The sequence below is a fragment of the Embleya sp. NPDC008237 genome, from assembly GCF_042956465.1.
Lineage (GTDB): Bacteria > Actinomycetota > Actinomycetes > Streptomycetales > Streptomycetaceae > Embleya.
Genome location: NZ_JBIBGL010000018.1, coordinates 76,498 through 89,684, shown reverse-complemented (window position 1 = coordinate 89,684; position 13,187 = coordinate 76,498). Strand labels below are relative to the sequence as shown.

6 protein-coding genes are annotated in these 13,187 nt (G+C 69.3%); 3 read left to right on the top strand and 3 right to left on the bottom strand.

The window, feature by feature from the left end:
- Positions 1–31: 31 nt before the first annotated feature.
- Complete coding sequence (locus tag ACFZBU_RS36995) at positions 32–1,177, bottom strand: glycosyltransferase (RefSeq protein WP_391588129.1); 1,146 nt, start codon at positions 1,175–1,177, stop codon at positions 32–34.
- Positions 1,174–4,041, bottom strand: coding sequence for a CDP-glycerol glycerophosphotransferase family protein (locus ACFZBU_RS36990; protein WP_391588128.1), 2,868 nt, complete (start codon positions 4,039–4,041; stop codon positions 1,174–1,176). The genes ACFZBU_RS36995 and ACFZBU_RS36990 overlap by 4 nt, the downstream gene beginning before the upstream one ends.
- 180 nt (positions 4,042–4,221) lie before the next feature.
- On the opposite strand from ACFZBU_RS36990, the gene ACFZBU_RS36985 reads away from it, so the two are divergent.
- From ACFZBU_RS36985 to ACFZBU_RS36975, 3 genes are all read left to right on the top strand, one after another.
- Complete coding sequence (locus tag ACFZBU_RS36985) at positions 4,222–6,894, top strand: YfhO family protein (RefSeq protein ID WP_391588127.1); 2,673 nt, start codon at positions 4,222–4,224, stop codon at positions 6,892–6,894.
- A 3-nt stretch (positions 6,895–6,897) separates the two neighbouring features.
- The gene (locus ACFZBU_RS36980) at positions 6,898–8,490 is read left to right on the top strand and encodes a glycosyltransferase family 2 protein (protein WP_391588126.1); all 1,593 of its coding nucleotides are present in this window, start codon (positions 6,898–6,900) and stop codon (positions 8,488–8,490) included.
- 137 nt (positions 8,491–8,627) lie between these two features.
- A complete protein-coding gene (locus ACFZBU_RS36975) occupies positions 8,628–10,739 on the top strand; it encodes a PIG-L family deacetylase (RefSeq protein ID WP_391588125.1) in 2,112 nt (703 codons plus the stop codon).
- Positions 10,740–10,871: 132 nt separating this feature from the next.
- Here the strand turns inward: ACFZBU_RS36975 and ACFZBU_RS36970 are convergent, their stop codons facing one another.
- Entirely contained in the window at positions 10,872–12,941 is a 2,070-nt protein-coding gene (locus ACFZBU_RS36970; protein ID WP_391588124.1) for a cell wall-binding repeat-containing protein, read from the bottom strand.
- Positions 12,942–13,187: the final 246 nt, after the last annotated feature.

Sequence of the window (13,187 nt, the reverse complement as noted above, 5' to 3'; positions counted from 1 at the left end):
ACCGAGTCGATGCCCCGCCGCGTCGGGTCGTTCAGCGGTACAACGAGTCGAACTCCCGCTCCCATTGCGCGACGATCCGATCCGGACTGTATCGCTGCGCACTCGCCTCGGCCGCCTCGCCCAGGCTCTCGCGCAGTCCGGAGTCCTCGATCAGGCGGTTGATCGCCTTGCCGAACTCCAGCACGTTGCCCGGGACGATCACGAGACCGTCCTTTTCGTCCGTGATGATCTCTCGGATGCTGGGCGCGCAGTCGAACGCCACACACGGCACGCCGGCGGTCATCGCCTCGACCAGGACCAGGCCCCAGCCCTCCTGCCGCGAGGGCAGCACGAGCATCGAGGCCTCCATGAGCGCACCGCCCACGTCCGCCGTCTGTCCCATCAGCTCGACCGACCCGGTCAGCGCCGCGGCGGCGATCTGCGCCCGCAGGGCGGCCTCCTCGGGGCCCTCGCCGTAGATCCGCAGGGTCCAGTCCGGGTGCGCACGCGCGACGTCCCGCCAGGACTCGATCAGCAGATCGAAGCCCTTCTCGTGGGACAACCGGCCGAACGCGACGACGGTCTTGGCAGTCAACGAGGAGATGCCCGGAATGTCCGCGGTCAGCGGGTTGGGCATCGCACCCGACTGGGACATGCCGGTGAGCGCCCACGCGTCCGCATCCTCCTGGGTGAGCAGCAGGAAGCGGTCCACGCCCGGATAGAAGAGCTTGATCCGGCCGTAGCGGGAGGTGCTCTTGGACGCCGCCATCGACTCGTGGCTCATGCCGATCACCGGCATGCCGTGGGTGTCGGCCTCCAGGAGCCACTCCATCGCCCAGACCTGCGTGCAGATCACCACGCCGCCGGAACGCGCGCCGCGGAAGATCCGGGACAGTTCCTGGGCGCCCTTCCTGATCACCGTACGGCGACGGGCGTTGTCCAACGCGGCCTTGGGCATCGCGCGCCTGCGCAGGCTGCCGTAGGTGGGGTTGGGCGGGTGCACCTCGTGGATCGTGGTCGTGCGGTACGAACCGTCCAGGGCCTGCGGGTAGGACTGTTGCGGGTGCACCAGACCGATCGCGTGCACCCGGTGGCCGGCCTTGGTGAACAGGTCGGCCATCACGTGCACCCAGCGCTGGACGCCGCCGAGCTCCTCGATGTTGTTGGCGACGATGAAGATGTCGCGCTTGACGCTCATGCGTCCACTCCCCGCTGCTTACCCGCAAAGAAACGATCGACGACGCGCCGCGCCGCGTCGCCCTTGTCGAAATTGGCGAATCGGTCCACGAAGGACTTGTACGCCCCCTGGTATTCGGTGTGTGTCTCGTCCACGCGTGCGAGCGCCGCGAGCAACGCGTCGCCGTCCTCGACGACCGGCCCCGGGGCCACCTCGCGCAGATCGAAGTATGCGCCGCGTTCCTCGCGCGTGTACTCGTCGTAGTCGTACGTGAAGAAGACGATCGGCCGCCCGGTGAGCACGTAGTCGAACATCAGCGACGAATAGTCGGTGACCAGGACGTCGGTGATGTTCAACAGTTCGGTGATGTCGTGGTAATCCGCGACATTGCGCACGAACGAGGAGTACTGGAACGGGATTTGGAACGTGTCGAGGTAGTGCGGCCGGACCAGCAGCACGAAGTCCTCGCCCAACCGGTCGCGGAACTCCTCCAGGTCGATCCGCAGGTCGAAGTCGTGCCGACCGTTGCGGGCCGACTCGCGATAGGTCGGCGCGTACAACACGACCCGCTTGTCCGCCGGGATGTCCAGAGCGGCGCGCACCCGATCGCGCGCCGCCGCCCGGCCGTCCTGCTGCAACAGGTCGTTGCGGGGGTAGCCGTACTCGAGGAGTTCACCGGTGTACTCGAACGCGGGGACCAGGGTTTGCAGGTCGTGGTCACAGCGGACCATGAAGTAGTCCCAGCGCCTGAACTGGGCGCGCAGGGACTCGATCGAGCCCTGCGAACCACGCTTGACCGACGGCAGGTCGAAGCCCATCCGCTTGAGGGCGGTGCCGTGCCACGTCTGGATGTACTCCTGCCCGGGCCGCTTGGGGCACATCGAGGGCACCGCGTGGTTGTCCACCCAGTAGCGGGCCCGCGCCAGCGCCCACAGATGTTCCCAGCTGTAGCGCTTGACCAGGGTGGCGTCCTTGGGGAATCCCTTGGGGCTGTCCTCGTAGGCCCACACCACCTCCCACGGGAGCCCGCGCCGACGCAGTTCCTCGTAGATGTAGCGCGGAGAGTCGCTGTACTGCTTGCCCAGGTGTGACTCGAAGACGACCAGATTGCTCTGGATCGGCGCCTTCATCAGCACCTTCTTGTACACCGATGCCTTGGTCGTACCGTCGTTCCTGAGCTTGCGCAGCGACGAGATGGTCCGCCCGGCCGACCTGCGGGCCTTGACCGCGCGCGGGTCGGCCAACACCCGTTCCGCGGCGTTGCGCACCGCGATGCTCGTGCTGCCGAGGTTGATCAGGCGGAAGGCGAGGTTTCGGTGCGCCGTCGCGTACGCCTCCAGGTGGTCACCCGCGACCGGGCCGATCTTGGGCTGCACCGCGAACCGCAGTTCGGGCAGGGAGCGCGGGTCGACTGCGAGGGGGGTGAAGTTCTCCTCGCCGGCCACCCGCAATCGGGTGCGCACGTTCCAGACCCGCTCGCGCAGGCCGCCCGGACGATCGAGCCCGGCCAGGTCGATCGTGCCCTGCCAGGTGATCCGGTCGCCGTGGTGCTCGGCCCGGGACACCTTGAAGGCCTTGTGCTGCATGCCCGGCTTGGTGGAACCGACGTCTATCGCGACCTCGAAGCCCTCCCGGGGGATCCGACCGAGCTGGTTGACGATCTCGCCGGAAAGGGCCACCCGCCCTGCCCCGGCATGGGCCATCGAGACGACCCGGTTGTGGAAGTACAGCCGATGGAACGGGCGCTCGGGGATGCCGTAGGCGGTCACGTCCAGACGCCGACGCCCCTCCTCGGTGTCCAGGTGACGGTCGCACCAGTAGACCCGGTCGTCGCGGACGACCAGATCGGTGGACAGCTTCCACTTGTGGTGCAGGAAGTCGATCGCGGTCATCAGACCCTCGAAGTCGCCCTGCCGGATCATGAATACCGCGATGGCCAGCGGCTGCTGGATCCGATCCAGAACCGGGTTCAGGATCCGATCCGGGATCTCGGTGAGGTACTCGGCGGCCAACTCCATGAACTTGGCGCGGTAGTCGTCGGGGAATTCCGGCAGATCGTTGAGGTACAGCCGCAGGTCGTGGCGCAGGAAGCGCTCGGCCTTGAGTTCGAGCACGTCGTCGCTGACCCGACCGTCCAGGACCCGGTCCATCTCGCGGTGGATGTGGATCCGGTCGGAAAAGTTCTTGAACTCGTGCCGGCGGTGCGTGATGGACTGCGTCGCCGCCTGCTCCTTGACCATCCAGCGGTACACGCTCTGCGGGATCACCGAGAAACGCTCGGCCGCCGTGTAGACCCGGGTCGCGAACAGCATGTCCTCGTAGAAGAGGCCGTCCGGAAAGCGGATCTCGTTCTCGTCGAGGAATTCCCGACGGTAGATCTTGTTCGTGGACAACATGTCCCAGAACATCGTCGGGAATTCCGAGATGCCGGCCGCGTCCACGGTCTTTCCGTAGACCTGCGGAAACCACGGGGTGATCTTGTTGCGCTTGTTCACGTGCACGCGCAGAACACGTCCGGCAACGAAGTCGGCGTTCGTCTCCTCGGCCTTGACGAACAGATTCCGGCACGCGTGACGGTCGAACTCGTCGTCGCTGTCGAGCAACATCACGTACTTCGCGCGGGCGTGGTCGATGCCGACGTTGCGCGGGCGACTGCAACCACCGCTGTTCTCAGGCAGGTGGATCGCCCGAATCCGCCCGGGATGACTCGCCGCCAGTCGATCCGCCACCGCGCCCGAACCGTCGGTGCTGTGGTCGTCGACGATGATCACCTCGACGTTGCGCAGCGACTGATCGAGGACCGATCCGACCGCGACAGGCAGCCGCTCGGCATCGTTGTAAACGATCACGACAACGGAGACATCCGGGCAGTCGGTGGGGGCCAAAGCAGTTCCTCGCATCATTGTCAACCGTGTAAGCGCGTCCAAGGAGCGTAATACAACGCCGTGTACAACCACGTTCTCGGACGACCGGCGAGCACACCACGGTTCCGGCATGGATAGGCTTGATCGCGATCACCCGCGATGACCACGCGATCGCGCCACCAGGCCTCACCCAGGGATCCCATGTCTGCCACGACCCATGAACGGCCTGCCGAGCCCGGTCGAACGCCGGGAGGGCGGACCGCATCCGGCCGGTTCTCCGGCGGCCTGCGCCGACTGCCCGGGGTACGCCTGTGGGGCCGGCCGGACGTCGCCGCCCCGGTGCTCGCGTTCGTCGCGACGTTCTCGGCCTATCTCATCGCCTGGATCGCAAAGGACGAACGTCCGTTCGGCGACAAGCCCAAAGGGCTGAACGACCTCGCCAACCAGTATGTGCCCTTCCACCTGAACCTGTGGGATCTCGCCCACGGCGACGCCGCCGGCGACTTCCTGTTCAACTGGCGCAGCGGCTTCGGCACGCAGTTCCTCTCGGATTACCACACCTATCTCGGCAATCCGTTCTCGCTGCTCGCGATCCTGGTGCCGCGCAGCAGTGTGGACATCGTGGTCTTCCTGGTCGCTCCGCTGACCATGGGCCTGGCCGCCGCGATGATGACGGTCTACCTCAAGCGGCTGTCGCCCGGTGCCTGGTGGATGCGAGCCACCCTCGGCGCGAGCTACGGCCTGTGCGGCTGGGCACTCAGCGACGCCTCATACATCCCGATGTGGATGTGGGGTCTGGTCTCGCTGCCGATGCTCGGCATCGCGATGGAATGGTGCCTGGAGGGACGCCGGTGGGTGTCCTCGGCGCTGCTGGTCGCGGTGGCGTGGATGGGCAACTACTACACCGGCATGATGGCCACGTTGGCCGCCGCGATCCTGCTGCTGATCCGGATGGCCACGACCGAGACGAACTGGCCGCAGCGGCTGCGCGCGGCGCTGCGCGCGGGCACCGCGGTCGGCGTCGGGGTCATGCTCACCATGCCGCTGCTGCTGCCCTCGTACCTGTCCAGCAAGGCCGCGCAGCCTACCCAGGCGGGCACCTTCAGCCCCGAGCGCACCGAGGTCTTCATCGCGGGCATGCTGCCCTCGACGCATCTGTGGGGCGGCCGACCCCGGCTGTACATCGCCAGTCTCGGCCTGATCCTGGCACTCGCCTTCGTGGTCAACCGCGCGATCCCGCTGCGGACCCGACTGGTGTGGACCGGTTCGATCATCGTGGTCGCGGCCTCGTTCCAGTGGGCCCCCACCCAGTACGTGTGGCACGGGCTGGCGGTACCCAACGGCAACCCGTATCGCGAGGCGTTCGTCTTCAGCGGGCTGCTCGTCGTGGTCGCGTGGATGTGCCTGACCAACAAGCCTCGGCTGCTCCCGATGGCCGGCGCCCTCGGGGTGCTCGTCCTGGTCACCGTCCTGGTGCGCAACGCCGACGACTTCGGCAAGTACACGTGGTGGGCCGTGCTCGGTGGCGGGGCGATCTCGCTCGGCGCGCTGAGTCTGGTGGTGCTGGCGAACCGGCAGGACCACCCCCGTTCGCGTCGGGTGCTCATGGGGCTGGCCGCGGTGGCGATGGTGGGCATCGTGGTGGGCGAGTCGGCCATGTCGGCGGCTGTCGCGGACACCCGGCGCGCTCGCGAACGCTGGGCCAAGCCGGTCGCCACATCCGGCGCGAACCTGGACGCCAAACGGGCCGCCCTGCGTGCGGTCGACGGCTGGCCCCGTTATCGCACCGACCCCGGCCCGCAGTACTTCGCCTACAACGAGCCGCTGCGCAGCGGCGGCGAGGGTCCCGAGTACTACAGCAGCTACGCGACCAAGACCACCGCCGAGGCGCTGGACTCGCTGGGCTACCCGTCGGGCGCGTTCGGGCGCACCCTGTTCGGCAACGAGAACCCGGTCACCGACGCGATCTTCTCGATCGGCGCGCGCGTCAGTCCCGAGGCCGCCGCGCCGGGTCGGTTCGAGACCCGCCGCTACGAGGTTCCGCCGCTGGTCACCGTGCGGCCCGAGGGTCCCGTGGCGGGCGGCACCGCACCGGCCGACACGGTCTGGGGCCGCCACGAACAGGCGCTCGGTGGAGCCGTGTACACCGTGCCCGAGGTCAAGGTCACCGGCGGCGAGACCAATGCATCCTTCTCCGGCACCGGGCCGTGGCGGTTGAAGCCCCGCCCGGGCAAGACCGTGATGACGTTCACCGCCCAGTGCACGCCCGGCAGCGGGTTGTTCTGGTACAGCCCGGCCATGGGTACCAAGGTCACCGGTGTCGACGGCCGGTCCGCGGTCAGCGGCGGTGGTTCGAAGTCCAACCGCGGTGGCGTCCTCGACCTCGGCCTGGTTCCGCAGTCGGGTCAGGTCAAGCTCACCGTCGCGCCCTCCTCGGGCGACGAGATCCCGCGGTATCCGGTCGGGTGCCTGGACTTCGGCAAGCTGCGCAGCACCGTCGCCGGCCTTCGGGCGACCGCGGCGACGCACGTCTCGGCGGGGGGGCACACATTCGAGGCCACCCTGCCCAAGGGCAGCCGCGGCACGGCGGTGGTGGGCGTGATGGCGGTCGACGGCTGGGTGTGCTCGCAGCAGGGCGGCTCCGAGCGTGAGCCCGGCAAGCGGGACGGCCGGATCGCGATCGCGTTGAAGCCGGGCACGGACCGCATCGCCTGTACGTTTACTCCACCGGGCCTGCGTCCGGGGCTGGCCGCCGCCGGGGTCGGCTTGATCGCGTTGCTCGCGGTGCCCGGCACCGTGTGGTGGCGCAATCGACGCGACACCGAGGTCGTGGGCGAGCCGTCGCCCTCGACCGCAGAAGTGGCAGGTGAGTGAGAGATGGTCGCGCACGACGGCGTCAGCATCGTCCTGATCACCTACAACGACATGGCCCACCTGCCCGCAGCCGTGGAATCCGCGCTTGCCCAGGGCGATGTGGTGCGCGAGGTGGTCGTGGTCGACGACGCCTCCACCGACGAGACCCCGCAGGTGCTCTCCCGCTGGCCGCGCGACAAGGTGCGGGTGGTCCGGCGCACGGTCAACAGCGGCGGCTGCGGCGCGCCCCGCAACGACGGCACCGCCTTCGCACAGTCGCCCTGGATCATGTACCTGGACAGCGACGATGTGCTCCCACCGGGGGCGGTCGCGGCGCTGCACAAGGCGGCCGTCGCCGGCGACGTAGACTTCGCGGCCGGGCTGTGCGTGCGCCGGGAATTGCCCGAGGGCCGCGAAGTGCCCTGGCAGCCACAGCTGTTCACCGAGGCCGGCGTGTTCTCGGCGGCGCTGCGTCCGGAGACGCTGTGGGACACGCTCTCGGTCAACAAGCTCTACCGTCGCGCCTTCCTGGATCGCAACAAGATCCAGTTCGCCGACGACGACGCCCACTACGAGGACTTCGGCTTCACCGCCGAGGTATACGCCGCCGCGACCCGCTTCGCCGTGATCCCCGACCGGGTGTACACGTGGAACGTGCGGCGCAAGGCCGTCGTGCAGTCGATCTCGCTGCGCCGCGACGAGCTGCGCAACTGGCGGGATCGGCTGGCCGCGCACTCCCGGGTGACCGCGACGATGCGCGAGACCGGCACGCAGAAGTTGGTCGAGGCGTCCGAGCGCAAGTTCCTCGAACACGACCTGCTGTTGTACCTGCGCGACCTGCATCGGCGTCCGGCCGAGTACCGCCAGGGCTGGTGGACGGCGGCACGCGAACACCTGATGGGCTTCGAGCGCGCGAGCGTGATGGGCGCGACCGCGACCGCACGCTGGGCGGCCTCCGTGGTAGCGCTGCGGGAGGAGCCGACCGGGCTGGAGCGGCTGGCCGAACTGGCCGCGGATCCGCCGCGGCTGACCCCGCCGTACGCGGGCACGGCCGCGGAACCGTTGTGGGACGACAGCCCACCCGGCATTGCGTTGAGCGGTTTCGCCGGCCTGACCACCGGTCGGCTGCCGATCAACATCGAGGCCCAGGTGGCCGTCGCCGGGCATCGCATGACGCTGGATCTGTACGTCGCGGACCTGTACGGGCGGCTTGCCCGGGCCGGTCTGCGCGGTTGCGACATCGTGCTGCGCGACCGACTCGGCCGGTTCGAGCGCGAGCGTCCGGCGACCCTGGGGCAGGATGCCGACGGGATCCTGCGGGCGCGGGCGGTCGTGGACGGCGCCGCACTACGCGGGACCGACGTGTTCTCCACGTGGGACGTGTGGGCGCGGCTGTCCTTCGACGACGGAGCGATCAGTACGGTGCGCGTACGTGCGGCGGGCGGCGCCGGTCTCGGCCGGCATCTGGTACCGGACCTGCGTCGGGCGGTGCTGTTGGTGCAGCCCTATCGCACGGCGAACCATTCGCTCGCGGTCCGCGTCGCGGACGGCCCCAGGGGTGCGGCGGCGGTCGCCTCGGCACGTTTTCGCCGGCGCGGCGCGCCGAAGAAGAGCTGATTGCCTCGTCATTGGCGTTTTCCGAAGCCATCCATATTCTGGACTGCCCGCCGATCCTCGATCGGGGCCGATCCGAGCAGGTCCGAACGCCTCGCAACCGGTAGGCCATCCAGAACGTTTACTGAGTTGTGAGCAACGTGACCCCTCCTCTTGACGGCAACGCACGCCCGATCGGACGCCGCGTGATCCTGGCGGGGGCGGGCGTGGTCGCGGTCGCGGCTCCGCTCGCGTGGTGGCAGCCGTGGGAACGGGGCGACGACCCGGGCGGGGCCCCGACCGGCAAGGACGCGCCGCTCGCGCCCGCGCCGCGGTCGGACTCGGCGATCCGGACGCTGCAGATCGTCGCCCACCCGGACGACGACTTCTATTTCATGAATCCGGACATCGTGAACTCGGTGCGTGCCGGGGCCGCGCTGACCACCGTGTACCTCACGGGCGGCGAGGGCGACGGCCGCAACGTGGGCAACACGGACCCGGCACTCTCCCGCGCCAAGGCGGATTTCGCGCGCTACAGCGCGGCCCGGCAGAACGGTGCCCGCGCCGCGTACGCGCGGATGGCGCTCGGCGACCGCACGGCCCGGTGGACCCGCCGCTCGTTGCAGACCCCCGGCGGCCTGGCCGAAATATCCACCCTCGACGGTGCGCCGCATGTACAACTGGTGTTCCTGGGCCTGCGCGAGGCCCGGACCAAGACCCAGTTCCGCAAGGACAGTCTGCGCAGTCTGTGGGAACAGAGCACGGATCGGCTGGGCACGATTCCGGTCACCGGCGGCCCGCTGACGCATGCGTACTCGTACACCCGCACCACGCTGTCGGACTCGCTGCTCCAACTCATGCAGGCGTTTCGGCCCACCTTGGTGCGCACTCTCGATCCGGATCCGGAGTCTGACCCCGCCAACGGCGAATGGGTCTCCGAGGACCATCAGGACCACACCGCGTCCGCACTGTTCGCGTTGGACGCGTTGCGCCGGTATCAGGAGTCCGGGCCGGCCGCGCCCGTGCTGGTCGATTGTTACCGCGCGTACTCGAACGGCAAATGGCCGCACAATCTCGGCGCCAAGGAGTTCGCCGACAAGCGCAGCTTCCTGGAGACCTACGGCTGGGTCGACCGGTGGAACTGCGGTGATCCGGCGGGCTGCGGCGACGTCAAGGTCGGGGTCAAGCCGATCCAGTACGGCTGGGCGGAGAGCACCTATCGCCGCTTCCCGCCGAACACGTCCTGGTTGCAGGCCGATGCCGGCGGCCGCATGTGCGCGTTCGCCGTGGTGAACGGCCAGGCCACGATGTGGGTCGAGGACAAGGCGGGCGAGGCGTGGCGGAAGCCGGTATCGCTCGGCGGTGACCGGTTGGGCCCGTATCTGGAAGTGTTGCGGCTGCCGAACGGCCAGCTTCGGCTGTTCGGCATCCGGATGACCCTCGCTCCCACGCCGCAGGCTCAGGTGCGCGAGATCGTCACCACCTCCCAGTCGGCCGGCGGTGCGTTCGGGAGTTGGGAGTCGATCGGCGCGCCGAACCCGAATGCGATCGGTGCGCGTGAGAGCGGCGTGCCCACCGCCGTCGCGGACGGCACGGGGCAGGTGCACGTGTTCGCCCGCAACCAGGGCCGCGGCCTGAGCACCCGGGTGTTGTCGAGCAAGGGCGTCTGGGGTGAGTGGATCGACCTCGGCGGTGCCGACCTCCAGGACGGGGTCTCCCCCGTGCTGACCCGGGAGAACCGGGTCGAGGTCTACGGGGCGAACACCAAGGCCGTCCTGCGCTGGAGCCAGGACCGGGCAGGCGGCCCGCTGGGCCGGCCCGAACCGCTGCCCTGCCCGGCGCCCGCGGGCCCGCCCACGATCGTCGCCCAGGCCGACGGGCGGCAGTTCCTCCTGGTCCGGCAGCCCGACACCGCCGAGGTCCTGCTGTATCGCCGGACCGGGTCGAAGAACGAGTGGAACACCGATCAGCCGGTGAACCTCGGCACCCCGGGCGGCTACGGCCGAGTCGGCGCGGTCGTCGGACCGGACGGGGCGATCGTGCTCGGCGTGCTCAACGACAAGAGCGGCGCGAGCGTTACCCGCCTGGGTGCCGATCCGAGTGGCGCCGGCACGCCCACCTGGACGGAACTGCCCGGGGCGATCGGCCGGCTGCCCGCGTTGGCCGTCGACGGCACGGGTCGCGCGGTGGTGGCGACGATGAGTCAGGACGGGGCGTTGTCCGTGCATCGTCAGCAGCAGGCGGCCTTCAGGTTCACCGCGATCCCGCGCTGAGCGCCTGCTCTGCCTGTGCTTCTGCTCGTGCGGTGATGAGCCCGACAACGGCGGCGGCCGGTCGCGGCACTCCGTCGAGGAGTGCCGCGACCGGCCGGTCGCTCGTTGGGTGCGGGTGCCGATGCGCTCGGGTCAGCCCCGGTGGGTGGGCTTGGCCGGGAGCGATTCCAGCGGACTCCGGTCGGAGGTCGTGCCCCGTTCGGCGGCCGGGCCGGGCGCGGCCGGTGCCTCGAGGCTGCGCGCGCCCGGGGCCGCCGGGACGTTGGTCGAGGTGACCATGCCGGGCAGGGCGATCTCGCCGGCGATCGTGTCGCGCACCGAGGAGGACAGCGCGCCCTCGTCACCGAGCACCGCGACGTAGCCGATCGAGGCGCTGTTGACCCTGAGGTAGTCCTGCGTGGCCCAGTTCAGCCGGTCCGGGTCGCTGAGCAGGATCGGCGCGTGGTTGCGTGCCATCAGCGCGCCGCCGGACATCGCGTCGTGGAAGCTGCGCATGGTGGCCACGCCGGCCGCCGTCGGCGGCGGGTCGAACATGCCCTTGGCCGTCTCGGTCGCGGTCTCGATGGCCGTGCGACCCGTGATCGAGTAGTAGTACTCGGTCGGGCTCCCGTACTTCAACGCGTCCGCGGCCGGGTCGCCGATGCCCATCACCTTGGCGTTCGGGTGCGCCAGGATGTAGTCGTACACCGAGGCGGGCAGCGTGTCGCCGTCGGTGAGCAGCACCACGGCGTTGTTGGCCGCGGCCGCCGGGCCCGCCGACAGCGCGTCGTAGTACTCGCGTCCGGTCGCGAACAGCACCCAGGCGGGATTCGGGTTGGTGGCGTTGGCGATCGCGATGGCGGTCTCGTACTGGGTGCGACCACCCAGCCACACCGCGTTGTAGCCGAGCGCACGCACCCGCGCCGCCACCGGCTCGAACAGCGCCGTCGAGTCACCGAGCAGATAGACCGTCTTGCCCGCCGGCAGGATCCGCTTGATCTCGGTCTCCGCCGACGCCGACAGACTGTTGCGATCCGTCAGCAACAACGGACCCTTCTTCGCCGCCGCGAGCGGAACACCGACCAGACCGTCACCGTAATAGTCGTTACGGGTCAACACGACCGCGTCGGCCTGCTCGCGGCCGTTGCCGGCCGGGGCGCCGACGGCAGCCCACTGCTCCTGGGACGCGGCGGTGGCGGTCTCCACCGCGGTGCGGCCACCGAGTCGGTTCACCACGTTGACCCGAGTGGACTGCCAGGTCGGCTCCACCGCGCAGTCCCCCGGTCGGCCCAAGGTCACCTCGGGGTCGTCCAGGCGCTGCATGGCGAGTGTGTCGCAGTGGCCGTTGTAGTCGTTCGTCTTCTTGTACTTGGTGTAGAGCAGCGTCGAGTTGTCGGGCGACGGTGCCATCCGCGCGTACGGCGTACCCGGTGTGAGCCCCACGTCCACCACCCCGCCCTGGAGGTCGACCACCTTGGCCGGCCACTCCGCCTGGCTCTGGCCCGGCGTGGCCGGGGCGCGCAGGATGACGGTCGTACCACCGGGGGCGAACTCGGCGTCGGTGGCCGGGGAGGCGAAGTCGGTCACGGTGCCGTCGGCGTTGCGCCGGATCACCCGGCGTTCGGTGTCGGGCGCGCCGTAATCCTGCAGCGACAACAACATGGAGCCGTCCGCCCCGACCGAGATGTTCGTCACCATTCGGCCGACCAGCGCCGGGATCGCGTCCTGAAGCACGAATGCCTGCGAGTCGCCGTTGGCGTAGATCGAGTAGATCCTGCCCCGGGTGACGAATCGCAGGTTGGCACCCCCCGGCGCCCACGCCAGCGCGAACGGCTCGGCGTTGTAGATCTCGCTGCCCAAGTCGATGCGCCGAGCGTCCGTCCCGTCCGGACGCGAGGTGTACAGCCGCCACCCGAACGACGCCGCGGCGTAGTCGTGGGCCCAGTAGGCCACGCGACTGCCGTCCGGCGAGAAGACCGCACCACGCGACGCGGTCATGCCGGGCGGCAGCAGCGGACGGGACGTGTTGGTTTTCGGGTCGACCACGATCGCCAGTGGGCTGGGCGCGGTCGAGCCCGCACGGCCTTCGGCGGTATACGCGACGAGGCCGTTGTATCCCGAGTAGGTGGCCTGTGCGGGCGCGGCGGCGAACACGATCGTGCCGAATGCCGCCGCGGCCCCGGCCGTGATTCCGCACAGGAATTTATTGCGTATGGATGACATACGTATCTTTCGCCAAGGCGCACCAAAGGTCCTCGCCGGCCCGGCCGATATCCCCACCCGCCGAACGACCGGCTTTCCTCCCCGGTTACGCGATCATCAACACCGATGGCATGTTAGCGGGCCCCATCGCACAAAGCCATCGAGTTGTTCGACGCATTCCGAGGCAAGGAAAGATCATCGGAGGCGGCCGAGAAATCGTTCGGGAAACGCAAAAGCCGGTCCCGACCTTCCGAATGGAGGCCGGAA